The organism is Pseudomonas sp. NEEL19 (assembly GCF_028751975.1).
Taxonomy (GTDB): domain Bacteria; phylum Pseudomonadota; class Gammaproteobacteria; order Pseudomonadales; family Pseudomonadaceae; genus Aquipseudomonas; species Aquipseudomonas juntendi.
Window position 1 is genome coordinate 2,291,362 of the sequence record NZ_CP081491.1, and the last position, 24,442, is coordinate 2,315,803.

Genomic DNA, 24,442 nt, shown 5'->3' on the forward strand with positions numbered 1-24,442 from the left:
CGGTAAAAACCCGGATAATGCCGGCCAATTTCGTCTTGCACGCTTAAATCACGGTAATCCCGCATGGAAATCAAGGTTAACTTTCTCGACAATCTGCGCCTCGAAGCGAAGTTCGACGACTTCACGGTGATCGCCGACCAGCCGATCCGCTACAAAGGCGATGGTTCGGCCCCGGGCCCGTTCGACTACTTCCTGGCGTCTTCGGCCTTGTGTGCGGCTTACTTCGTCAAGCTTTACTGCCAGACCCGCGACATACCGACAGAAAACATCCGCCTGTCGCAGAACAACATTGTCGACCCGGAAAACCGCTACAACCAGATCTTCAAGATCCAGGTGGAACTGCCCGAGGACATTTCCGAAAAGGACCGCCAGGGTATCCTGCGTTCCATCGACCGCTGCACGGTGAAGAAAGTGGTGCAGACCGGGCCGGAGTTCGTCATCGAGGTGGTCGACAACCTCGACGCCGATGCGCAGGGCTTGCTGATGCCGGTGTCCGATACCAGCACCTGCATCCCCGGCAAGGACCTGCCGCTGGAGCAGACCATCGCCAACATGTCGGGCATTCTCGCCGGGCTGGGGATGAAGATCGAGATCGCCTCATGGCGCAATATCGTCCCCAATGTGTGGTCGCTCCACGTTCGCGACGCGCAGTCGCCCATGTGCTTCACCAACGGCAAGGGCGCTACCAAGGAGGCCGCACTGGCCTCGGCGCTGGGCGAGTTCATCGAACGCCTGAACTGCAATTTCTTCTACAACGACCAGTTCTGGGGCGAAGACCTGGCCAATGCCGCGTTCGTGCATTACCCCGACGAGCAGTGGTTCAAGCCCGGCCCGCGCGACGCGCTGCCGGCCGAGATTCTCGATGCGCATTGCCTGGAAATCTACAACCCCGATGGCGAGCTGCGCGGCTCTCACCTGTACGACACCAACTCCGGCAACACCGCGCGCGGGATCTGCTCGCTGCCGTTCGTGCGCCAGTCTGACCAGCAAGTGGTCTACTTCCCGTCCAACCTGATCGAAAACCTGTTCCTCAGCAACGGCATGAGCGCTGGCAACACCCTGGCCGAGGCGCAGGTGCAGTGCCTGTCGGAAATCTTCGAGCGGGCGGTGAAGCGTGAAATCCTCGAAGGCGAATTGTGCCTGCCGGATGTGCCGCACGAAGTCCTGGCCAAGTACCCGGCCATCCTTGCGGGTATCCAGGGCCTGGAAGCGCAGGGCTTCCCGGTACTGGTCAAGGATGCCTCGCTGGGGGGTGAGTTCCCGGTCATGTGCGTGACCCTGATGAACCCCCGCACCGGTGGCGTTTTCGCCTCTTTCGGCGCCCACCCAAGCCTGGAAGTGGCGCTGGAACGCAGCCTTACCGAACTGCTGCAGGGGCGCAGCTTCGAGGGCCTGAACGACCTGCCGCAACCGACCTTCGAAAGCCATGCGCTGACCGAACCGAACAACTTCGTCGAACACTTCATCGATTCCAGCGGGGTGGTGTCGTGGCGTTTCTTCAGCGCCAAGGCCGACTTCGAGTTCGTCGAGTGGGACTTCTCTGGCCACGGCGCAGACTCCAACCAGCAGGAGGCCGCCACGCTGTTCGGCATTCTGGAAGACATGGGCAAGGAAGTGTACATGGCGGTGTACGACAACCTGGGCGCCACAGCCTGCCGTATCCTGGTGCCGGGTTATTCCGAGATCTACCCGGTCGAAGACCTGATCTGGGACAACACCAACCGCGCCCTGGCGTTCCGTGCCGACATCCTCAACCTGCACAGCCTCGACAGCCGTTCGCTGAAACTGCTGCTCAAGCGCCTGGACAACTGCGATGTCGATGACTACACCACCATCACCACGCTGATCGGCGTGGAGTTCGACGACAACACCGCCTGGGGCCAGCTGACCATTCTTGAGCTCAAACTGCTGATCTGCCTGGCCGTACAGCGCTTCGAAGATGCCAAGGAGCTGGTCGAGGCGTTCTTGCAGTTCAACGACAACACCGTCGAACGTGGCCTGTTCTACCAGGCGCTGAATGTGGTGCTGGAGGTGCAACTGGATGACGAACTGGAGCTGGGCGACTACGAGGCCAACTTCCGCCGCATGTTCGGCAATGCGCGCATGGACGCGGTGCTGGGCTCGGTTGACGGCAGTGTCCGCTTCCATGGCCTGACCCCGACCAGCATGAAGCTCGAAGGCCTTGACCGGCACCTGCGGTTGATCGAGAGCTACAAGAAGCTGCATGCGGCGCGGGCCCGCTTCGCCTGATAGCGGCTTTACACAGCGTTGAATGGCACCGGCAACCCGGTGCCATTCAACGTGCCGTCTGTGCCCCCCCGGACCAACTCGAACCAGGCGCGCATGGCCTTGGCCAGTATCTGTCGCTTACGCCGCGCTCAAATGAAACGAGTATGTATTTCTGCCACCCTATCCATGTCGGCCATTTAGTCTTGGCCTGTAGGATATTTCTGTAGTTACCCTGCTTTTCATAAAGCTTTTGTTGTTTTTTTGGGTGGGCTCCTGAAGTTAGAGCGGTGCCGCCTGTCCCCAAGAGCCACTTGCTGCTTAAGTTGTAGGAAACTTCCTAATTTCTCGTTTGGGCTAGCGGGCCATTGAAAAAAGAGTCATGGTTAGTCGGGTGATCCAGTCGGATTCTACCTCGCGTTCATGTTCGTCGAAGGGCCTGCAGTATCCTGCTTAAACTGTTCTGGCTTTCAGTCGATGAATTCAGTTCTCGAGGTCACCTGCGTTCAGGAGGAACCATGGCTTCAAACAGTTTTCAGAATGAGGTGCCCAAGGCACGCGTCAATATCAAGCTTGACTTACATACTGGCGGCGCTCAGCGCAAAGTAGAGCTGCCGTTAAAACTCATGCTCATGGGCGACTACAGCAACGGCAAAGAGCAACGTCCGCTGTCTGAGCGGGTAAAAGTCAATATCAACAAGAATAACTTTGACAATGTGCTTTCTGAGTTTTCGCCAAGCCTGCAATTGTTTGTCAAGGACACGCTCGCCAACGATGGGGCTGAAACGCCTGTCGAGTTGAGCTTCCAGCGCATGAAGGATTTCGAGCCCGAACAGGTCGCGCGGCAGATACCGCAGTTACGTGCGCTGCTGGCAATGCGAAACCTGCTGCGTGAGTTGAAAGCCAATCTCCTGGATAACGCCACGTTCCGTGTTGAGCTGGAGCGCATACTCAAAGATGAAGCATTGAGTGACGCGTTGCGTAAGGAGTTGGCTGCGCTTGCCCCTCAAGGCGAACGCTAGGCAACCATCATTTCGACCGACCGGAAGCGAACCCATGTCCGAAGAGCAATCCCCTGCGCAATCGCGCGGTGCCGCTGTGCGAGTGAAAGACAGCCAGAATGTTTATCACGCCCTGTTTGAAAAAATAAATCTCGAACCCCTTGATCACATGGGCGGTATCGACGCCTACCAGAGTGTGGAAGTGCTGTCCGATGCAACGCCCAATGAGCGTGTCACTGCGTCGGTCAGTGTCTTTCTTGAACGGCTCAAGCACGTCTCCCCCAAGCTGGAGCGCCTGGACAGGGCACTGCTGGATGAGCATATTGCCTCCATCGATGCCCAGATCAGCAGCCAGCTGGACGAGGTGATGCATCACCCGGACTTCCAGCGGGTCGAGTCGATCTGGCGAGGGGCGAAGTCGTTGATCGACCAGACGGATTTCCGTCAGAACGTGCGCATCGAGTTGCTGGATGTCAGCAAAGAGCACCTGGCTCAAGACTTTGAAGATGCGCCCGAGATTGCGCAAAGCGGTATGTACCTGCATACCTATACTCAGGAATACGATACGCCGGGTGGGGAGCCTATCGCGGCAGCAGTCTCGAACTACGCGTTTGGCCGTGGCGCGCAAGACATTGCACTGTTGCGCAATATCTCTAAAGTTGCGGCATCTGCCCATATGCCATTCCTGTGCTCAATGGGTCCCGCGTTCTTTGGTAAGGAAACCATGGAGGAAGTGGCCGCGATCAAGGATATCGGCAACTATATGGACCGCGCCGAGTACATCAAGTGGCACGCCTTTGCCGAAAGCGATGATGCCCGTTATGTAGGCAGCACGTTGCCTTGCACCTTGGGCCGCCTGCCTTATGGGCCGGATACGAACCCGGTTCGGCTGTTCAACTATGAAGAGCGCGTGAAGGGGCCGGATCACAGCAAGTATCTTTGGGTCAGTTCGACGTTCGCGTTTGCAGCCAATATGGTCAAAAGCTTCATTGCCAATGGGTGGTGCGTACAAATTCGAGGGCCGCAATCAGGGGGTGCTGTGACCAACCTGCCGATCCACCTGTATGACATGGGTACGGGCAGCCAGGTCAAAATTCCTTCGGAAGTCATGATTCCAGAAACACGGGAGTTCGAGTTTGCCAATCTTGGCCTGATTCCCTTGTCGTATTACAAGAATCGCGACTATGCGTGCTTTTTTTCGGCGAACTCAGCGCACAAGCCCGCGATTTATGACACGCCCGAGGCCACGGCCAACAGCCGCATCAATGCTCGGCTGCCTTATGTATTCCTGCTTTCTCGTATCGCGCACTATTTGAAGGTGATCCAGCGGGAAAGCATCGGTACGACCAAGGACAGGCGCCTGTTGGAGCTGGAACTGAACAGGTGGCTAAGTGGGCTGGTCACTGAAATGACCGATCCCGGCGATGATTTGCAAGCTTCTCATCCGCTAAGGGAGGGGAAAGTAATCGTCGAAGACATTGATGACAACCCAGGGTTCTTCAGGGTCAAGCTGTTTGCCGTGCCGCATTTCCAGGTTGAAGGCATGGACATCAACCTGTCATTGGTTTCGCAAATGCCCAAAGCCAAATCCTGACAGCGAACCGGGGAGTTATTAACCGTGAAGATCGATCGGCCCCTGTGGGCGTCCGGTGTGGTGTTGTCTGCGCAGCAGTTTCAGCAGCAGGCCCGCTTTGAATCGTGGACCAATCAGGCAGTTGCTTCGCTGGCATGGGTCCATCCGTGGGGCATTCGCGCAGTTGCGTTCGATGCAGACGCACTGCAACTAGGTAAACTTCTGGCTACGCGGCTACAGGTGTGCATGCCGGACGGAACGTTGGTTGACACGGATCGACTGGATCGGCTGCCCGGTGCCCTGGAGCTGGCCAGGGCCTTGCCTGACGACAATCAGGCTGCAACGGTGGTGCTCGCCTTGCCGCTTGAACAAGCCAACGGCAGCAACTGTGTGTTCGAAGGCGGCAGCGTTGAGCGCCCCGTCAGATACCGCCAGGTGTGGCGGGATGTTCAGGATCTCTACACCGATGAAGTGCAGCCCATCAGCGTGCTCGAACATGCGCTGAGCTTGCGCCTGCAGGGTGATGACAATGCTGACTACCTCACCTGCCCGGTAGCGCGCTTGCTACGGGATGGGCGCGGTGGTTGGGAGATTGATCAGGCCTATGTTCCGCCGCTGCTGAAGTTTGATGCTCATGCGGGACTGTTGCTTCAGCTGGACAATTTGCTGACTCAGTTGTCCGCCAAGCGTGAGCGGTTGATGGGCATGCGCCGGGAGAGCAACCAGCGCATGGCGGATTTCGCGGTCGCAGATGTGACGTTGTTCTGGTTGCTAAACGCACTGAATACCTACCAGCCGGTGCTGGCTGACCTCAAGGCACACCCTGGCCGGCACCCGGAGCAGGTGTACCAGCAGTTGGTGAAGTGTGCAGGGGCGCTGCTGACGTTTTCGCTGGACCAGAGCGTCGAGGATATCCCGGCTTATCAGCATGCAGACCTGGAGGCTGTGTTTCCACCGCTGATGCGTACGCTCTCCACCCTGCTGGAGGCAAGCCTGCCCTCGCGTGTGATAGCACTGGTGCTGGAGGCGCGTAGTGCCAACCGTTGGCAGGTGACCCTGGGCGATCCTCGGTTGCTGGAGCCGGAAGGCGCTGACTTCTACCTGTCGGTGCGCTGCCGACTGCCAGCTGTGCAAGTGCAAAGCCAGTTCCCCCGACTGTGCAAGATCGGCTGCCCGGATGATGTGGATCATCTGGTCAATGCCGCACTCGATGGCGTTCCCCTGAAACCCCTGAGCCATGTACCTGCGGCGATACCGCTGCGTTTGGAGAACCAGTATTTCGCGCTGGACCTCAGTCATGAAAAAGGCCGTGCCATGTTGGCCGATGGGGTTTGCGCGCTCTACGTACCGAGCGTTTTTCAGGACGCCAAACTTGAACTGTTTGCGGTGCTGCGCTCATGACGTTCGCCCAGCATAACTACGGTGCGGCGAAGCTGGATATCGACGCTTTGCTGCAGGACACCTACTTGCTGGTGGTCGAATTGCGGCACGGTACAGGGGCGCACAGTAGCCCGGAACTCTGGTCGCGTTGCGTAGCCGATGTCGAGCATGTTCGTACCTCGCTTCAGGAAGAGGGCCTGGACCGTCGCAGCATCGAGCTTATCAGTCACGCGCAATGTGCCTTGCTGGATGAGACGGTACTCGCTTGTGCCGAAGCCCAGGCCCATGAGGATTGGGCAATGGAAACCTTGCAGGCCAGGTTTTTCAGTAGCCACCAGGCGGGTGAATCGCTTTATGAGGACATGCGCACGGTGCTGCGTGAAGCCTCTGCCCACCCTTATGTCTTCACGGTTTTTCAGCGGGTGCTGATGCTGGGTTTTCTGGGGCGTTACCGTGATGTCAATCACCCGGAACGGCAGCAGTTGCTGGCTGCAATCAATGCGCAGGTTCCCCCTCTTGATACAAGCCAGTCCCTGGTCACCCACGCAGGGGGCACTTCGCACGTGCTGGTCTGGGGTTGGCTGCAGTCCCCTCTGGTTCATGTGCTGGCCGCATCTGGCCTGCTCATAGGCCTGTGGTGGGGGCTGGACCATACGCTGGGTCAGGCTGTGGCCTCGCTGCTGCCGGTGCAGGGGTGAGCGGGATGTTGCTCAAAGCGAAGCAAGGGCTGTGGTTGTGGGCCGGTGCGCTGTCCTTGTTGCTTGTTGCCATGCTCCCGCTGGCTATCGAATGGCGGGTCACGTCTGCCGTGGTCGTTACGGGCGCAGTATGGGCGGCGTGGCGGCGATGCAAGTGTGTTGCCCGCGAGGCGTATGAACTGCAGTGGGCCAAGGGCGCCAACTTACCTGCAGGGTCTTACCGCCATCCGGTTGTTCTGGTCGTTGGTGATTGCCTGGCTGAGCTGTTTGGTCCGGTGCCCGAAGCGCAATGTGCGCTGCGGGTAACGGGGGAGGGGTGCTACGTGCGAGTGCCTGAAGTGCAGACGCTACCCACGACGGTTGCCAGCCTGCTGCTGCACAGGCCCGAGTGGTACGACCAGCTGAGTGTCATGTGGGTCGTGGACCCTGCCGTCCATACAGATGCCGCGGTGCTGGCGAATGAGCTGCGCAGCGTGCACCGCCAGGTTGTGAGGTTGCGCGAGCGTGGTAGCGCGCTGTCGCTGCTGGTGGTGGGCTATTTCCAGCGTGCTTCTCAAACCAAGGCCTGGTTCAGCTGGGCCGCCGCCAGGTCGGGCGTGCAAGTGCATGAGGCAGGTGTGTGCATCAGCCTGGCTCAATGGCAGGTATCCGCCACGGAACCACATTCCTGCGCTGCCCGGCTGCGAGATGCGGTGCATTTGAACGCTGCTGCTGGCTGGTTGAGCAATGTCTGTATGCCTGAAATGCAGCTGCGGGCTTCTGCCAAGGCGATCGCAGCCGCCACCGTCGTTGCCGTTGCATGGGTTCCGACTTCTGGCAGGCACCCTGAAAACAACCTATGGCACCGCTGGCTGCAAGAGCGAACCGGCCTCTGCTTTGAACAGGGTGGAGCTGATGACGCCTATGGGTCGTTCCCGTTCCCTGACGCTCTGCTCCACTTGCTGCCGCGCAGTGCTCGTAACAGGAGGCCACCCAGAGCTCTGTTGCTAGGGGCCTGGCTGTTTGTGCTGGCAGCCTCCATCGCGCTGGTCAGCGCTGCATGGCAGAACACACTGCTTGTACGCCAGGTTACCGATGACTTGCGGCGCTATGGCACTGCTTCGATGAGTGTCGAGCCGAACAAGATGCTCCAACGCGAGACCGCGCTGGCTGTACTTCATCAGGATGCCCAGCGCTTGGACCACTACTACCGCCAAGGTACGCCCTGGTCGCTGGGCCTTGGTTTGTACCAGGGTGAAAAGTTACGCCCGTCATTGCTGGCTGCCATCAACGGCCACCGTACCCCGACGATGCCTCGGGCTTCGTCCGACAGGCCCCAGATGGTGCGGCTGAACAGCCTTTCGCTTTTCAGCAGTGGCAGTGCGCAGCTGAAACCGCAGTCAACCAAGGTTCTGGTTACAGCGTTGGCGGGCATCAAGGCTCAGCCAGGCTGGCTGATCGTGATCACAGGGCACACGGATGCTACCGGCAACGATGAAAACAACCTGCGTTTGTCCCGTGCCCGTGCGTCTGCGGTTCACGACTGGATCCAACACATGGGCGATATCCCCAGCAACTGCTTAGCGGTGCAAGGCCTGGGGGCCAGCCAGCCCATTGAAAGCAATGACACTGAACAAGGACGTTCGGCCAATCGCCGAGTTGAGATTCGCCTGGTACCGGAGGCGGGGGCTTGTCAGTCCTCGACTGCGGGCTCAGGCCTGCAACCCCTGTCGCATTCCGCGACCTCCAACTCCTGAAAGAGGATTTTCAAAATGGCTATTCCTGTTTACCTGTGGCTGCAAGACGATGGCGGCGCCGATATCAAAGGCTCGGTGGATGTTCAAGATAGAAACGGCAGTATTGAAGTCGTCGCGCAAGATCATAATCTGTACATTCCAACTGATAATAACACTGGCAAATTGACCGGCACGCGTATCCATACCCCATTTCTTTTCACGAAAGAAATTGATGCGTCTTCCCCGTATCTCTACAAGGCTGTAACAACCGGCCAAACGCTGAAGGCGGCGGAGTTCAAGTGGTACAAGATCAATGACGCAGGCCAGGAGGTTGAGTACTTCAACACCAAACTGGAAAACGTGAAAGTCGTCAAAGTTGCACCGAAGATGCACGACATCAAAGATCCAAAGAAGGAAAAACACAATCACCTGGAAGCGGTTGAATTGCGTTACGAAAAGATAACTTGGACATTCAAGGATGGAAATATCATCCATTCGGACTCGTGGAATGAGCGTACCACCGCCTGATGAATTCTGGCCGTTCACCTATAAAGGCTAACGGCTCCAGTGTATTGGGTTGAGCGTCCGCGCGCGGGCGCTCAGCCAAGTACACCTCGGTTACAGATACGTCTCCTCATGACATTACGTTGACCATCGACGACAAGGATGCCCGCTATGGCACATGATCCTACCCGTTTGCTTCGCCGTCTCAACGCCTACTGCACCCAGGCACTTACGGCGGCAGCGTCACTGTGTCAGGCACGTGGGCACAGTCATATCAGTATCGAGCACTGGTTGTTGAAGTTGTTCGAGCAAGGAGAAGGTGATCTGGTCGTCATTGCCCGCCGGCATGGCTGGGATATGGAAGCCATGTGGCAAGGATTGCTTCAGTACTTCGATACCTTGCCGCGCAGCGTGCTCAGCAAGCCCCAACTTAGCACCCAAGTACAGCAACTGATCAGTAGTGCCTGGCTTCTGGCGTCGATGGATCGCGACTGTGACCAATTGCGCTCGGTGCATTTACTGGCCGCCCTGGTTGAAACACCGGACCTGCTCAAGTGCTCGGTGGCTTGGCCTCTATTGAGTCTAGGTGCAACGCAACTGCAACAGGTTGGAGCCTTGCTTGAGCGGGACTCGGAAGAGAGTCAGCCGGTGCAGACTGTAATGTTCAACCCGGCGGTGGGGCGGGCGATTAAGCCCACAACCCACTCGGATGGCGATGTGGCGCAGCCCGCGATCCTCGATCAGTACAGCCACGACATAACCGCCAAGGCCGCGGCAGGGCAGATCGATCCCGTTTTCGGCCGAGACAATGAGATCCGGCAGGTGATCGATGTGCTGAGCCGTCGGCGCAAGAACAATCCTATTCTGGTCGGTGAGCCCGGTGTCGGGAAAACCGCCCTGGTCGAAGGGCTTGCCTTGCGCATCGTCAGCGGGGATGTCCCCGACAGCATGAAGCCGGTGAGGATCCGCACGCTGGACCTTGGGCTGTTGCAGGCAGGGGCTGGCGTCAAGGGCGAGTTCGAGCAGCGGCTCAAGCGCGTGATCGAGGCCGTGCAGCAATCGGAAACACCAATCCTGCTCTTCATTGATGAGGCGCACACCTTGATCGGGGCCGGCAACCAGGCGGGGGGCGCCGACGCCGCTAACCTGTTGAAGCCGGCCTTGGCCCGGGGCGAGTTGCGCACCATCGCGGCCACCACCTGGAGCGAATACAAACAGTATTTCGAACGGGATGCCGCGCTGGAGCGGCGCTTCCAGATGATCAAGGTGGACGAGCCGGACGATGCCAACGCCTGCTTGATGTTGCGGGGGCTCAAAGCGCGTTATGCCACCCATCACGGCGTACATGTGCAGGACGCCGCCGTACAGGCGGCGGTCAGCTTGTCCCGACGCTTTCTGACGGGGCGCCGCCTGCCTGACAAAGCAGTGGACCTGATAGATACCGCCTGCGCACGCGTTCGCATGAGCCTCGATTGTGAGCCGCAGGCGCTGGTTCAGTTGAAATCGCAGCAAACAGCCCTGGCTGCGGAGCGAACTGCGTTGGAACAGGATGCACAGCTTACGGGCAAGGGGGTTGAGCCCCGGCTGGCGAAGATCGATGCCCAGTTGGTCGAACTGGAGAGCCAGCAGGCCGCTCTGGCGTTGCAGTACCAACAGGAGCTCGAACTCACGCGCCAGTTGCTCGATGCCCGCCAGGCCGAACAGGTCGACACGGCGGCCTGCGCGCAGTTGCAACAAGCGCTGAGCTACGTACAGGGGAGCCGGCCGCTTCTGTCGCTCGACGTGTATGGCCGCAGCGTGGCCGAGGTAATTGCCGACTGGACAGGCGTTCCCCTTGGCAGCTTGCTCAAGGACGAACACGCCAGCTTGTTGAATTTGGAAGAGCAACTCGCCGAACGCGTGGTCGGCCAAGACCCGGCTCTGCTTGCACTGGCTCAGCGGCTGCGCGCCGCCCGAACCGGGTTGACGAACGACAATGCGCCGATGGGCGTGTTCCTGCTGGTCGGCACCAGTGGGATCGGCAAGACGGAAACTGCGCATGCCTTGGCTAGCAGTCTGTTCGGCGGAGAAAAGTCGCTCATCACCCTGAACATGTCTGAATACCAGGAGGCGCACACCGTCAGCCAACTGAAAGGGTCACCGCCTGGTTATGTGGGTTACGGCCAGGGCGGCGTACTCACCGAAGCTGTTCGCCAGCGCCCCTACAGCGTGGTCTTGCTGGACGAGGTCGAGAAAGCCCACCGAGATGTCCTCAACCTGTTCTACCAGGTGTTCGATCGCGGCTTCATGCGCGATGGCGAAGGCCGGGAGATCGATTTCCGCAACACGGTCATCCTGATGACTTCCAACCTCGGCAGCGACCTGCTGCACAGTTGCATCGAGCAGCACCCAGCCACAGAAGATGCAGCCCTGCATGAGCTGTTGCGCCCGGTGCTACGCGAGCACTTCCAGCCGGCACTGCTGGCACGCTTCCAGACATTGATCTTCCGCCCATTGGGGGCCGAGGCACTCAAACGCATTGTCGCGATCAAGCTGGACCAGGTTGCCAGGCGTTTGCAGCGTCATTACGGCCTGCAGTGTCAAGTGGAGGACACGCTTTACCAAGCCTTGGTTGCCGCCTGCCTGTTGCCTGATACCGGTGCCCGCAATATCGACAGCTTGCTGAACCAGCAGATTCTGCCGGTACTCAGCCAACAGCTCTTGCAGCGCCAGGCCCTTGGCCAGCCAACTCAAACAGTGACGCTTGGGTACTGCGAGCACAGCGGCATCAACTTGAGCTTTACCGATGAACGCGAAGCAGCGCTGCTGGCTGGCGAGAGGGGTTGATCATGGCGAAGTCATTACGAGGTTCCGCCCATAACCACTACACCCTTGCAGTCGATGAACTGGATGCGGTCGAGCTCGATGTACTGTCGTTCAACGGGGAGGAGTGGCTGAGCCAACCGTTCAAGTACACGGTGGCGTTTACCTCTTCCACGCAGGACATTGATGCCGGCAAAGTGCTCGGGAAGGACGCCAGTTTTCAGATGGCGTCGTCAGGGCAGACGCCGGTCAATGCGATCCCCGGGGCAGCGTCACGCACGTTGCATGGTGTGATCACGGGGTTCAAGCACCTCTCCAGCTCAAGGGATGAAGCCCGATATGAGGTAACCCTGCAGGCTCGCCTGGCGCTGCTTAGCCGTGGCAAGCAATACCGGATCTATCAGCATCAGTCAGTGCCGGAAATCGTCGAGAACATCCTCCGCAGCCGCCACCGGTTCGAGGGGCAGCACTTTCTGTTCGACCTGGTACGCGAATACCCCAAACGCGAACAGGTCATGCAATACGGTGAAAGTGACCTTGCCTTCATCAGTCGCCTGTTGGCAGAGGTCGGCATCTGGTACCGCTTCACCCACAATGACAAGCTGTTTATCGACGTTGTCGAGTTTCACGATCACCAACAGCACTATCAGTTCGACGTCAGCCTGCCGCTGCGTCCACTGTCTGGCCTGACCAGCAACGGCCAGGATGGCGCCTGGGCGCTGCAGGTCAGCCATGAGGTGGTGGAGCAGCACATCAACGTGCGCGCCTATTATCACCGCGACGCTGCGGCCTTTCTGGAAGGGGACGTGGATCACAGTCGGGGGGCGACGACGACCTATGGCGAGGGCTACCACTACGGCGAACCCTACACCGCGCTGGGTGACGCAATCGCCCAGGATGAGGACCTGGAAAGCGAAAGTGGCTACTTCTACGCGCGCCTGAATCATGAACGCTTCCTCAATGGGCAAACCCGCTGCAACGGCGTAAGCAGCAGCGTGACACTCGCCCCAGGGCAAGTGGTCACCATCACTGATGGAGCACCACAGGTCTTCGAGCCTGGGGTCGTCATGACGCATTTGACCGTCGAGGCCGCTCGGGACCGTAGTCTGGAAGTCACCTTCGAAGCGATACCTTACTCGGAGTCGATCTGCTTTCGGCCACCACTGCCGAGCAAGCCGCAGATTGCGGGCACAGTACCGGCGCGGGTTACCAGCACCCAGCAGAACGACCCCTATGGCCATATCGACCTGGAGGGCCGGTACCGGGTGAACTTCCTGTTCGACCGTGACAGTTGGAAAGCCGGAGAGGAGAGTGTCTGGCTCCGATTGGCTCGACCTTACGCCGGCGATACCCACGGCCTGCACCTGCCGTTGATCTGCGGTACGGAAGTGGCAGTGGCGTTTGAGCAAGGCGACCCGGACCGGCCCTATATCGCGCATGCCCTGCACGATAGCCAGCACCCTGACCATGTCACGCTGCGCAACTACAAGCGCAACGTGCTGCGTACACCTGCGAACAACAAGTTGCGCATGGACGATACGCGTGGCCAGGAGCACATCAAGCTCAGTACTGAACACAGTGGGAAGAGCCAGCTCAATTTGGGGCATTTCGTGGATGCTAACCATCAAAAACGTGGTGAGGGTTTTGAGTTGCGCACCGACGGTTGGGGAGCGGTCCGTGGTGGCAAGGGAGTGTTCATCAGCGCTGATGTGCAAGCAGGTGCTGGTGGCGAAGCCCTCAACATGGACCGCGCCGGCGCTCAGTTAGAAAGTGCGAAGCGACAATTGACCCAGTGGCACAAAATCGCACAGAACCATCGTAGCCACCAGCCTGATGTTGAGAGTTTGAGCGGGTTCAAGGCTCAGGCAGATAACCTCAAAGGCTCCGCAATTCTTATTAGCGCACCTGATGGTGTTGGTACCGTGACGCCAGCAAGTCTGCTCCTGAAAAGTGGTAAAGCCCTCTATGTTCAAACTGATGAAGAGCTCAACTTGGCAGCAGATACACGGCTCTTTGCCCACTCTGGCCAAGGCATGTCTCTCTTGGCGCAGCTGCAGGGCATGCGTTTGGTCTCTGGTAAAGGCCCGCTGGAAATCGAGTCGCATGGCGACTTGCTCAATCTGATTGCTCAGCAAGACATCACCATCCAGTCTGTGGAGGGCCATATCCAATTAACGGCCAAGAAGGGCATTACGCTTGGCTGTGGCGGTGGTTACATCCGTATTACTGACCAAGGCGAAATTCAGATTCATAGCCCGGGGCTGATCAGTCTCAAGGGCAAGCACAGATTCAATCCTCCTGCTGGTGAAACCTTCGCGCTGCCTGAGTTGCCGGGAACAGTGTGCAAGGAATGCTTGAAGAGGGCGCAAGCCGCTGCCCAGGGCTTCGTACTCAGGGAGGCCCAAGTATGAGCACACAAGCGTGCACCACGTGGCTCAATCTGCTGCTGTGCGCGTGCGAGCAGGTACAGACCCCCTATCTGCACGTGATCATCGACCAAGCTGGTTGCGAGTCACCAATGCGCCCCAGTGTGCTTAGCGTGGACCCGCCGCTGGATTGCTACTCCCTGTTCACTGGGCTGCCTGAGGAAGGTGCCGAGGATCTGGCCCCCCTCCTGGTGCGGGTTGATTTGAGACAGCCACTGCAGAAGCAATGGTTTCTCGGTTTGCTGAACGCCACCCAAGGCCTGCCAGTGTTATTGATCTTGGCGTCTGATTGGCCCTTTCCAATACTCGCAGAGCACCTTGGTCGCTGCATTGAGGCACTCAACGGAGGGTGCTTGGGGTTACTGCGTTACTACGATCCGCGGCTGTTTCCCCTGCTGTTCAGTCACGTACTGACGCCCAAACAGCAGCAAGCATGGTTACAGCCCGCTTTGTTCTGGAGTTGGGTTGACCGCGATGGCTTGCCCCAGCACCTGCTTGGAGCAGCCCAAAGCCCAGTGTTCGACGACTCGTTCACGCCACTTGAACTCAGTGACAGTCAGATCGATGTGCTCTGTTGTGCCAGCGATGCTACCGCAGCAATGGCTAGCCTTGCTGCGGAACTTCCCGGCGAATGGGGAGCGGAACAGCGTTTCCGCGGTTGCTATAGCGGGATGTTGGCCGCCAGCTCGGCGGGTCTGCTGACAACCAGTCAGCGCGAGGCACTTACCCTAGAGCACCTACACCAGACCTGGGTAAGCGAACCTGCAACTGTGGAGAAACATTAAAGGCAAGGCGTTCGCTGAGGGGTTAAAGGGTGGTAATTCTAGTCAGTCTTCCGCTCGCCCAAGGGGTTGTTCTCGCACGTTCTATCAAGGCCCATTTGCATGGCCAGGAGACTAAGTCATTGTCCGAAACAAGCAAAAAAAACGTCTGGTTGCCGCCCCAGTTCCCGGCGCAAGGCCGCCTGCCCCAGAGTGTCGAGCATGTGCAGCGCAACCAGTGGCTACGGGATAAGCCGGTGCGTGACTATCAGGACAGTCTGTGTCTAGTTGCCGGCTACCGATTGCCGCCGCCGTGCAGTAGGATTTTGCATATCAGTCTGTTCTTCGACGGCACCGGTAACAACCTGAACAACGATCTGTTCGAATCCGCCGTGCCGCACCCTACCAATATTGCCCGCTTGTTCCGCGCCGCAATCGGCGCGGGCCATGTTGGAGGCACGGTCCACCGCAGCGATCGGGCGAACGGCCTGACCGACGAGGCTGGTACTGGCAACGGTGACTACTACAAGTACTACATGCCTGGAGTGGGTACGCCGTTTCCCGAGGTAGGCGACTTGGACTACACCACCGAAGGCCTCGCCTTCGCACGACGTGGTGAAGAGCGGATCAACTGGGGTCTGCTGATGATCATCGATGCGCTGCGTCGGGCGCTCGGGCTGCCGCGTTTGGATAACGCGACGCTCAAGACAGCCGTCGAAGCCATGGGGACGTGGCGCGGAACTGAATGGATTAAAGGCCGGTTCAATCGACGCAAGATATTCCACGAGCAACTCAACACCATACAGCGGACCTTGGAGATTGCCCTGGAGGGTGACACGCCGGCTCAGCTCAAGCTGTTGGAAGTGCGATTGTACATTTATGGCTTTTCGCGGGGCGCGGCTGCGGCGCGGGCGTTCGTCAACTGGCTGAATGAATTGTTGGTGCCAGCCAAATCGACGCCGGGGCTCGTCGTTGGGAAATGGAAGCTGCCTGTCAGCGTGGAATACCTGGGGCTGCTGGATACGGTGGTGTCGGTGGGGTTAGCCGATATTGCGCCGGGGGCGACCGGGCATATGGGCTGGGGCGATGGTAGTCAGGCGTTGCCTTCGGGGGAGCTGCTCAAGAGTTGCCTGCATATCGTCGCCAGCCATGAGCAGCGCTTGAGCTTTCCGTTGGACTCTATTCGCCTGGAGAATGGTAGCTACCCGGAAAACAGTGTAGAGGTGATCTATCCCGGAGTGCATTCGGATCAGGGAGGAGGATATCCACCGGGGGATCAGGGGAAGGCAGTCGGTCCAGATGATCACCACTTACTTTCGCAGATTGCGCTGAACGATTTGTATGCTGACGCGTTTGCTCATGGCGCACCGTTGAAAGTGCCGGAAGAGGTAGTACCTATAGGTCTAAGTAGTCAGCGTTGGAGAGTGATGGATGCTGAAGAGGTGGATGCATTCGGCGTTTCTAGAGATCTGACTGAACGTTTCAATGCTTGGCGGCACGTATCTCTCAATCTAGCCTCCGCAATCGATCCACTTCCGATTGAACAAATAGAACGCTACCAAGTCTCGTCGGCTCCAGTACCCCTGGAAGAGGCATTACGCGCCCAACTCGCTTGGATCACAGCATGGCGCATTGATCGCTACGCCTTCGCCAGCCTCAAGACTACACAGTTCTACCGTAATGCCAGTGATACGCACGGTACGGAGGATGCGCGTAAACGCGCCGAGGCAGAGAGGGAGCAACTGCAGGCGAAGGTCCAGGCCCGTCGCCTGCAGCAAATAGCCCGCGAGCGCAAAGGCGCTCCGAGCATGCCGCTGGAACCTGGCATCCCAGATTTTGACCCAGACAGAGCACAAACCCAATTGCGCGAGGCCGCAGAAGAGTTTAGACAAAGATATCGAAATCTTGATAGCGACCCTTACCTGACGATCTTGCGCATAGCGAAGGAAGTGAGCCCAGCCGCATGGTTGACCTACCGCAATAGTGCCGAAACCCGCGCCGAGCGAGAGCGAGTCAAGGCAGCTGGGCGTGCAAAAGTCAGCCAGCTCTTCCCACCACCACCAGGTGAGAGCAACCATCGTACAGAGCTCTTTCGCGGAAATGTTGACGAGCACCTTAACAGCCATAAACCAGAAGGGCTATTGCGTGCCTTGTTCGATGACCAGGTACATGACTCGCGTGCCTGGTTTCTGCACGCCGTTCTCAACGGCCGTGTTTTGGGTGTGAGATACGCGCCAGGACGTGAACCTTGGGGCAGTTACTTCAACGAACGCATGGTGTTTTTCGGAGAAGCTGACCGAAGAGACCTGGCATTTATGGTCAGTCCTGAGGAGGAGTCATCGTCTGCATCCAGCATTGCCGGGACTTTTGAGCATAGCCAGAAAACTCCAGCGGAGGATCCTCAGCAAAGGTTTGAGCGCCAGCAACGCATCACTGCAGTCTGGGACGCTCATTACGCGACGGCGAAGGAGGTAAGCAATGGGGTGGGCTGACAGGGGCGCGCAGCAGGTCAATGCAAAACGTGCAGGCCAGTTCATGCGGCGCCATGTACTGAACATGGCCCTCGGCAGTGTGGCGATGTGCGTGGGCGTTACGGTAGCCAGTGCGAGCAGCATCTATGGTGTCAACCATACCCACAGGGCCATCAACCGGTTCAGTGTCGATGGCCGTTCGGCGATTGACATTATTGGCCCGTATCAAGGTGGCGGAGGAGGGTGCTGTTACATGGCTCCAGATCAGTGGCGGCCAGAGATGATGGTACGGGTCGATTGGGAAACCGGGGTAGGAGGCTCAAGGGGATTTCCTGGATTTGCTGATGAGGCGAAGTACAAGGCCTGGCGGCAAGAAATCCTGGCGCAAAGGCGCATGCATAGCAAAGTCGTCCCCGTCCCGGATTACACCGACCAGAAAGTCTGCGGCATCACCGTACATTTCCTGCCCTGTGATGAGATTCAGGTCACTACCTCCTGTTACGCCTACGGCAGCCCTGAGTACCCGATCAAGACCCCGCTGCAATTGCCGGAGCCGCAGTCATGTCCTGCCAAAAGCACTGACCAGAAGGAGCACCAGTGATGCACGCGTTCATTAGAAAGGGTGACGGCTTGCGTGAGGCAGGCGGTGAGGTGCTCAAAGGGCACTATCTGTGTGAAGACCAGCCGATTGCCTGCAAGGGGGACGCTGTGCGCTGCAACCTGCATGGGCTGACGGTGATTGCCGAAGGCAGTGATCTGATCGAGATCGATGGTTGCCCGGTGGCACTGCACGCTCACCGCTGTGCTTGCGGATGTAGCCTGGTCAGTTCCTTGCCCGATACCTTGGCTGCTTCATGAAGAGGTTGCCGGTGTTTGCACCCTATCCATTGGCGCGTGAGCCTCGCTATTCGCGCTGGTTTGCAGGGGCAGTCGGGTTGTTGGCATTGCTCGGCGTTGGAAGTGTCCTGCCTCCTTCCAAGGTTGCACCGCACCTTGCCGCCTTTACGATGGGGGGCATGTTGCTCACCGGGTTACTGGCATTCTTGATTCATGTGCTCTATTTCCGCTTCAACCGCCACAACGCCCAGTGCTATGGCGAAGCGGTGGAGCGGGAACAGCAGGCATGGTGGGTACAGCATCGTCAGAAAGCGGCGCTGGTCGAGTCGGTTCTGCTGAGTGCTTCGTGCGGTAGCCCGGAGGATCTGGACGGCTTGCTGGACCATGCGAAACAGCCACCCGTGGCACGGGAGACGGGTGAAGGCTTGGCGCTTCGTTTGCTCCAGGTGTTTGGACGCGACGCGAAGCAGCGCGAGCAAGAACTGGCAACATTGCTCGCACTGAAGTGGGGAGCACAGCGTGGCACCGATCAGGGCTTGACCCCATCAAGCTGCTATTGGCATGGCTCGCAGGCAGCCTGGCGTGCATTCGTCGAACAGATGGCGCAGTGCTGTCCTGACGTGCACCTGCCTGAATATCCTCAGACATGGGATGGGATTCTTAGCCTTGACGCGATCATCGATCAGTTGCAAGGGGTTCCTGATGGTGCGCGTGTTCTCTGTGCCGCTTGTCAGAGTTCCTCGCCTGATCGTGCAAGTTCTTTGCCGGCAGGCGAGGCGGCAGTGCTATGGCTACTCGGCACTGAAGGAGACGTGTCCTTTTCTCGTGGCGAGTGGTTCTCGCAGGCAGACGATGACCTAGCGACCGTTGCCCAACGGGCCGTTGAGCAAAGCCTGCTGGAGGCTCCGGCGCAGATCTGCATGTTGTTCTCTCAGTCTGACGTACCTGGGCTGGCCACAATCGGCTGGAATGCCAAGACCAACGTTCAGGACGCCAATTTTGGTGCGTTGAACCAACTTGAAGCAATGGTCGTGCAGACCCTCGCCGCTTGGTACGTCAAGCAGCATGGCGTGCCCTGCTCATGGCTGGCTTCAGACCCTCATTTCATCTTGACCCTTGGAATTGTGCGGCCCCATGAATCAGGTAGCTGAATCACAAAAAGTATCTGCTTTGCGAACGGTATTTTTACTCGCTGTAATGATGGCTGTATTGGTCACTGCCTGTGGGGCGGCCTGGTGGTTATGGGCAGGGCAGCCGAGCAGTCGGACTTCACTCCTGGACCTGCTCTTCAAGGGGCTGATTTTTTGGGGACTGCTTTTCGTAACATCGGTCCTCGTATGGCGGGGAGTGCTGCACGGGATCCGGGGGCTTGTGCATCATCCTGGGGGGCAGCCTACAGATCTGGAGGTCGAGGCTGGCTTGCCGGATGTGAATGCCCAGATCCAGGCGCATTTACGGCAGCACCATGGTCAGTTCTGGCGGCGACGAGTCCGGTTATATGTCGTCGTTGGTGAGGCAACCGAAGTCGAAGCGGTCGCCCCCGGCTTGACGCGCCAGCTGTGGCTGATGGGAAAGGATGCTGTTCTGCTCTGGGGGGGGAGTGTACAAGCCACCCTTGATAAAGCCTTGATAGAACAATGGTGCACGTTAGTCCGCAGAGGAGGGCTACATGGCACCATCTGGGTGGTGAACAATGCTCAATGCAGCGATAGCGCCTCTATTGGCGGCACTTTCAACTGGTTACAGGGGCTGGCCCGGCTATTGGGCTGGAAGCTATCCCTTCATGTGTGGCAGGTCTGCAACAGCGACTGGGCACAGCCAGCCCGTGACGTGCGGGCGGTGGGCTGCCAATTACCATCGCCGTTCACCGCAGCCCAATTGGTTGAGTGCCTGGATAACTTGCAACAGCCGCTGCGCGAGCAGGGGCTGGCGCAGATTGAGGGCCAGATAGCTCACGACTTTCTTCTGCGGCTTGCTCGTGACCTGCAGGTTGACGGTGGTGGTCGATGGTATCGCTTGATTGAATCCCTCTCAGGAAGTGCCACGCCGGGCATCCAGATTCGTGGTGTGTGGTTCAGCTTGCCCGCTCAAAGGCCAGAACCGGCGTCGGCAATAGAACATCACTGGCCTGGGGATCCAGCCTGGTCAGGAATCCTCAATGATCGTTCTGCCCGTACCCGACGTTTAGGCTGGCACCCAGTCAGAGTCGCATACCTTTCTGTGCTGGGCCTGGCTTCCATTTGGGGCATTGGTTTGTTGGTTTCATTCACCAGCAACCGTGTCGAAGTGGGCCGAGTGGAAGCTGCGTACCGGCCGCTACAGCAGCCCGAAACCGGCAGTGACCCGTCGCACGCCCTGGCCGAGCTGGTTCGTGAACTGTCCCGCCTGAGCTACCGCAGCGAGCACGGAGCTCCCTGGTACCAACGCTTTGGCCTGAACCGCTCCGATGACCTGCGTGAGGCGGTTTGGCCACTGTATGTCGACGCCAATGACCGAATGCTTCGTGACCCGGCCGTGTCCGACCTGGAGAGGCAACTTACCGCGCTGGTCAAGCTCGCACCGGGCAGCCCGGCCCGCGCCAAGCGAGCGCAGCAAGCCTATGCCCAGCTTAAGGCCTACCTGATGTTGGCCCGCCCGGAAAAGGCCGATGCAGACTTCCTGGTCGACACTGTGGGCGCAAACCAGCCAGCCATGTGGCGGTTCTACGCCGAGCACCTACCCAACCACCCGGAGTGGGCGATCAAGGCCAACCCCAGGTTGATCGGCCAAGTCCGTCAGGTACTGCTCGCCGAACTCGGGCAGCGCAACGCCGAAGCCACGCTGTACCAACACGTCCTCGACACCGCCGCTAATCACTATGCCCCAATGGCCTTGCAGCAGATGGTTGGCGACACCGACGCGACCGCGCTGTTCACCAGCACCGGTCACGTGCCCGGCGCGTTCACCCGCGAAGCCTGGGAGGGCCAGGTCCGCATGGCTATTGACGACGCGGCCAATGCAGGGCGTGAAGAAATCGACTGGGTATTGAGCGACAACGTGGGTGATGTCGCGGGCGAACTGAGCCCTGAGCAACTGAAAGCGCGGCTGACCGCACGCTATTTTCGGGATTACAGCAGTGCCTGGCTGGCCTTTCTCAACAGCCTGCGTTGGCAGCAGAGCACAAGCCTGCATGATGTGATCACCCAATTGACGCTGATGAGCGATGCCCGCCAGTCGCCCCTGATCGCCCTGATGAACACCTTAAGTTACCAAGGCCAGGCAGGTATCCATGGTCAGGCGCTGGCCGACTCACTGATCGAGTCGGCGCAGAAGCTGGTCGGGCAGAAAGCACCGCCGATGGTCGACCAACTGGCTCAAGCGCCCAGCGGCCCACTCGACAGTACCTTCGGTCCGCTGATGGCGTTACTGGGCAAAGCCCCCGAAGGCCAAGCCAGCAGTGACCACTTGAGCCTGCAAGCCTTCCTCACCCGCGTCACCAGCGTGCGACTGAAGCTTCAGCAGATCACCAACGCCCCAGACCCGCAAGCCATGACGCAAGTGCTGGCGCAAACCGTATTTCAAGGCAAGGGCGTCGACCTGACCGATGCGCAGGCCTACGGAAGCCTGATTGCCGCGAGCTTGGGCGCCGAGTGGGGCCCTGTAGCCCATGCGCTATTTGTGCAGCCGTTGACGCAGGCCTGGCAGCAGATCCTGCAGCCGTCTTCTGCTGGCCTGAACCGGGATTGGCAGCGCGCCATCGTCGATGAGTGGCATGGCGCCTTTGACAACCGTTACCCCTTTGCCGCCTCCAGCAGTGATGCATCCCTGCCCATGCTCGGGCAGATGATTCGGGCCGACTCCGGGCGCATCGAGCAATTCCTGCACCAGCAACTCAATGGCCTGGTGCGCAAAGAGGGGAGCCGCTGGGTGATCGATCCTCGCCAAAGCCAGGGCCTGCGTTTCAACCCTGCCTTTCTGGAAGCAATCAACCAGCTCAGCTTGCTGGCAGATGTGCTCTATACCGACGGCGGCATGGGCATGAGCTTCGAGCTGCGTGGCAAACCCGTGCAGGACGTGGTGCAAACCCGCTTCGTGCTCAACGGCGAGCAGCATCATTACTTCAACCAGCGTGAGCGCTGGCAGCGCTTTAGCTGGCCAGGGCAGGGTGACCACCCCGGCATCAGCCTGACCTGGACCGGTATCCATGGCGGCGAACGGTTGTATGCGGACTACCAGGGCACCTGGGGTTTGATACGCCTGCTGGAAGAGGCCACCGTCACCCCACTGGATGACGGCGACAGCCGCTTTCGGGTGGTGCTGAGCGCGCCGGACGGCACGGGCCTGACCTGGCACCTGCGCACGGAGCTGGGGGAGGGCCCGCTGGCACTGCTCACGCTGCGCAGTTTCCGGCTGCCCAGGGACATCTTCCTCGTGGACGATACTCGGTTCGCGCAGAACGGGGGCCCGCAATGAACCTGAACAATCTGGTCACCAGCTGCCTGCCGGACAGTGATGCCATCGCTTTGGCGCGGGAGCACAGCCAACGCTGGGAGACTTGGTTGTCCCCCATCAGCGCTGACACGCCCGTCGGTGAAGACCCGGGCTACGACGACGATTTTCAGCGCATGCGCGAAGAGGTCAACCGCCTCTCCGGGGCCGACGTAGGGCTGGTGGCACAGCTTGGGCAAAAGCTGTTGCAAGAGACCTGCAAAGACTTGCGCGTCGCGACGTATTACCTCTGGGCTCGCCTGCACACGGATGGGGAGTCTGGGCTGGCAGACGGTTTGAACCTGCTGGCCGCGTTGCTGGCGCGGTACCCCGCCAACATCCTGCCGGCGCGCCCGAACAGCCGGAAAATGGCGCTGGAGTGGCTCGCCGGCAGCCGAGTGCTGGCCAGCCTGTCGTTGCACCCCCAGGTGGTCAAGGCCGAGGCGCAGCGCACAGTGGCGGCGCTGGTATGGCTGGAGCACGGTTTCAGCACCTGGCCGCAAGACCACCGCCCATGCCTGGAAAGCCTTTACAGTGCGCTGTCCACCCGGCTGGCTGTGGCGGGCGGGGTGGACGCTATTGTTCCGCAAACCAGCAATGACTCCGTGCCGAACGACGCTGCCACCAGCCCGAAGCCGTCGTCGGTGAAATCCGGGCGAGACTTGCTGGACAGCGGGCGGCAGTTGGCGACCTACCTGCGCGAGCAACCCGAAGGCTGGCTGGCGGCCCATCGGCTGATGAAGAGCTTGCGCTGGGACACCGTGCACCAAGTCCCGCCGCAAGACGCACAGGGCATAACCCGCCTGGCGCCCCCACGTGGTGAATACCGTGTCCAGCTCAAGCGCTTGCACGTGCAGCAACGCTGGGGTGAATTGATCGACCAGGCCGAGCGCATGTATGCCGAAGGCGTCAACCACTTCTGGCTGGACCTGCAATGGTATCTGCACCAGGCCTTGAACAAATCTCCGCACCCGCACAGTAGCTGGGCAGCCGTCATCAAACATGACCTGAACACGCTGCTGCAGCGCTTGCCCGGGCTAGACACGCTGTATTGGCGCGATGGATCGGCCTTCGCAGATGAAACCACACGCGAATGGATCAACCAGCACGTCAGCGACAGCCGCGGCGCGCAATGGCTGCCTGCTGCAGCCTCGGCAACCCCCATGGCCAGGTGCGACATCCTTGCACTGGAACCCGAGGCGCTGGCGCAAGCCGATGCTGAGGGCGTCGAGCAGGCGCTGGCCTGGCTGGCAAACCGGCCGGATACGCAGCCCGGGCGCCAACGCTGGTTGCTGCGCCTGCTGATGGCGCGGGTGGCCGAGCAATACGGCAAGGCCGAACTGGCGATTCATTTGTTCACGGAGCTGGATACCACCGCGCACCACCACGCATTGACCGACTGGGAGCCCGAGCTGATCTTCGAGGTAAAGGCGCGTTTGCTCAAACTGCTGCGTTTGAAGGCCCAGCGCAACGATGCCGACCGGCCGGCCCTGGCACGGCAGATGGAGCGGCAGCTGGCGGCGTTGGTCGCCATTGACCCTGTACGTGCTGCGGTGCTGTGCAGCTAACTCACATTGATCA

At 59.3% G+C, this 24,442-nt stretch carries 16 protein-coding genes; all 16 read left to right on the top strand.

Going from position 1 to position 24,442, the window contains the following annotated elements:
* Positions 1–63 precede the first annotated feature (63 nt).
* The 16 genes from K4A76_RS10320 to tssA all read left to right on the top strand — a co-directional run bounded on the left by K4A76_RS10320 (position 64) and on the right by tssA (position 24,429).
* Positions 64–2,250, top strand: coding sequence for an OsmC domain/YcaO domain-containing protein (locus K4A76_RS10320; protein ID WP_274412094.1), 2,187 nt, complete (start codon positions 64–66; stop codon positions 2,248–2,250).
* Between the two features lie 494 nt (positions 2,251–2,744).
* Positions 2,745–3,248: a type VI secretion system contractile sheath small subunit gene (gene tssB, locus K4A76_RS10325; protein WP_182389010.1), complete on the top strand. Its 504-nt coding sequence runs from the start codon at positions 2,745–2,747 to the stop codon at positions 3,246–3,248.
* Between the two features lie 34 nt (positions 3,249–3,282).
* Positions 3,283–4,821, top strand: coding sequence for a type VI secretion system contractile sheath large subunit (gene tssC, locus K4A76_RS10330; RefSeq protein ID WP_182389009.1), 1,539 nt, complete (start codon positions 3,283–3,285; stop codon positions 4,819–4,821).
* A 24-nt stretch (positions 4,822–4,845) separates the two neighbouring features.
* Entirely contained in the window at positions 4,846–6,201 is a 1,356-nt protein-coding gene (gene tssK / locus K4A76_RS10335; RefSeq protein WP_274412095.1) for a type VI secretion system baseplate subunit TssK, read from the top strand.
* The gene (tssL, locus tag K4A76_RS10340; RefSeq protein WP_182389008.1) at positions 6,198–6,878 is read left to right on the top strand and encodes a type VI secretion system protein TssL, short form; all 681 of its coding nucleotides are present in this window, start codon (positions 6,198–6,200) and stop codon (positions 6,876–6,878) included. The genes tssK and tssL overlap by 4 nt, the downstream gene beginning before the upstream one ends.
* 5 nt (positions 6,879–6,883) lie before the next feature.
* Positions 6,884–8,614: an OmpA family protein gene (locus K4A76_RS10345; RefSeq protein ID WP_274412096.1), complete on the top strand. Its 1,731-nt coding sequence runs from the start codon at positions 6,884–6,886 to the stop codon at positions 8,612–8,614.
* A gap of 15 nt (positions 8,615–8,629) precedes the next feature.
* Positions 8,630–9,121 carry an Hcp family type VI secretion system effector gene (locus tag K4A76_RS10350; protein WP_110679618.1) on the top strand — a complete coding sequence of 164 codons (492 nt, stop codon included), beginning with the start codon at positions 8,630–8,632 and terminating at the stop codon, positions 9,119–9,121.
* A 147-nt stretch (positions 9,122–9,268) separates the two neighbouring features.
* Complete coding sequence (tssH, locus tag K4A76_RS10355; RefSeq protein ID WP_274412280.1) at positions 9,269–11,923, top strand: type VI secretion system ATPase TssH; 2,655 nt, start codon at positions 9,269–9,271, stop codon at positions 11,921–11,923.
* 2 nt (positions 11,924–11,925) lie between these two features.
* On the top strand, positions 11,926–14,310 hold the full coding sequence (locus tag K4A76_RS10360) for a type VI secretion system Vgr family protein (protein WP_274412097.1): 2,385 nt from the start codon (positions 11,926–11,928) through the stop codon (positions 14,308–14,310).
* On the top strand, positions 14,307–15,110 hold the full coding sequence (locus K4A76_RS10365) for a DUF4123 domain-containing protein (RefSeq protein WP_274412098.1): 804 nt from the start codon (positions 14,307–14,309) through the stop codon (positions 15,108–15,110). The genes K4A76_RS10360 and K4A76_RS10365 overlap by 4 nt, the downstream gene beginning before the upstream one ends.
* A 119-nt stretch (positions 15,111–15,229) precedes the next feature.
* Positions 15,230–17,578 carry a T6SS phospholipase effector Tle1-like catalytic domain-containing protein gene (locus K4A76_RS10370; protein WP_274412099.1) on the top strand — a complete coding sequence of 783 codons (2,349 nt, stop codon included), beginning with the start codon at positions 15,230–15,232 and terminating at the stop codon, positions 17,576–17,578.
* Between the two features lie 85 nt (positions 17,579–17,663).
* On the top strand, positions 17,664–18,158 hold the full coding sequence (locus K4A76_RS10375) for a DUF3304 domain-containing protein (protein ID WP_443218420.1): 495 nt from the start codon (positions 17,664–17,666) through the stop codon (positions 18,156–18,158).
* Complete coding sequence (locus K4A76_RS10380; protein WP_274412100.1) at positions 18,158–18,415, top strand: PAAR domain-containing protein; 258 nt, start codon at positions 18,158–18,160, stop codon at positions 18,413–18,415. The genes K4A76_RS10375 and K4A76_RS10380 overlap by 1 nt, the downstream gene beginning before the upstream one ends.
* Positions 18,416–18,426: 11 nt before the next feature.
* Positions 18,427–19,545, top strand: coding sequence for a hypothetical protein (locus K4A76_RS10385; RefSeq protein WP_274412101.1), 1,119 nt, complete (start codon positions 18,427–18,429; stop codon positions 19,543–19,545).
* 49 nt (positions 19,546–19,594) lie between these two features.
* Entirely contained in the window at positions 19,595–22,846 is a 3,252-nt protein-coding gene (locus K4A76_RS10390) for an ImcF-related family protein (protein ID WP_443218421.1), read from the top strand.
* A complete protein-coding gene (gene tssA, locus K4A76_RS10395) occupies positions 22,843–24,429 on the top strand; it encodes a type VI secretion system protein TssA (protein WP_274412103.1) in 1,587 nt (528 codons plus the stop codon). Before K4A76_RS10390 ends, tssA begins: the two co-directional genes overlap by 4 nt.
* Positions 24,430–24,442: the final 13 nt, after the last annotated feature.

Excerpts from the sequence above, each read along its gene's own strand:
- K4A76_RS10360 (WP_274412097.1), top strand. The coding sequence starts at position 11,926 with ATGGCGAAGTCATTACGAGGTTCCGCCCATAACCACTACACCCTTGCA.
- tssB (WP_182389010.1), top strand. The coding sequence starts at position 2,745 with ATGGCTTCAAACAGTTTTCAGAATGAGGTGCCCAAGGCACGCGTCAAT.
- K4A76_RS10320 (WP_274412094.1), top strand. The coding sequence starts at position 64 with ATGGAAATCAAGGTTAACTTTCTCGACAATCTGCGCCTCGAAGCGAAG.
- K4A76_RS10390 (WP_443218421.1), top strand. The coding sequence starts at position 19,595 with ATGGCTGTATTGGTCACTGCCTGTGGGGCGGCCTGGTGGTTATGGGCA.
- tssA (WP_274412103.1), top strand. The coding sequence starts at position 22,843 with ATGAACCTGAACAATCTGGTCACCAGCTGCCTGCCGGACAGTGATGCC.
- tssH (WP_274412280.1), top strand. The coding sequence starts at position 9,269 with ATGGCACATGATCCTACCCGTTTGCTTCGCCGTCTCAACGCCTACTGC.
- K4A76_RS10375 (WP_443218420.1), top strand. The coding sequence starts at position 17,664 with ATGTGCGTGGGCGTTACGGTAGCCAGTGCGAGCAGCATCTATGGTGTC.
- K4A76_RS10345 (WP_274412096.1), top strand. The coding sequence starts at position 6,884 with ATGTTGCTCAAAGCGAAGCAAGGGCTGTGGTTGTGGGCCGGTGCGCTG.
- tssL (WP_182389008.1), top strand. The coding sequence starts at position 6,198 with ATGACGTTCGCCCAGCATAACTACGGTGCGGCGAAGCTGGATATCGAC.
- K4A76_RS10380 (WP_274412100.1), top strand. The coding sequence starts at position 18,158 with ATGCACGCGTTCATTAGAAAGGGTGACGGCTTGCGTGAGGCAGGCGGT.
- K4A76_RS10365 (WP_274412098.1), top strand. The coding sequence starts at position 14,307 with ATGAGCACACAAGCGTGCACCACGTGGCTCAATCTGCTGCTGTGCGCG.
- tssC (WP_182389009.1), top strand. The coding sequence starts at position 3,283 with ATGTCCGAAGAGCAATCCCCTGCGCAATCGCGCGGTGCCGCTGTGCGA.
- K4A76_RS10350 (WP_110679618.1), top strand. The coding sequence starts at position 8,630 with ATGGCTATTCCTGTTTACCTGTGGCTGCAAGACGATGGCGGCGCCGAT.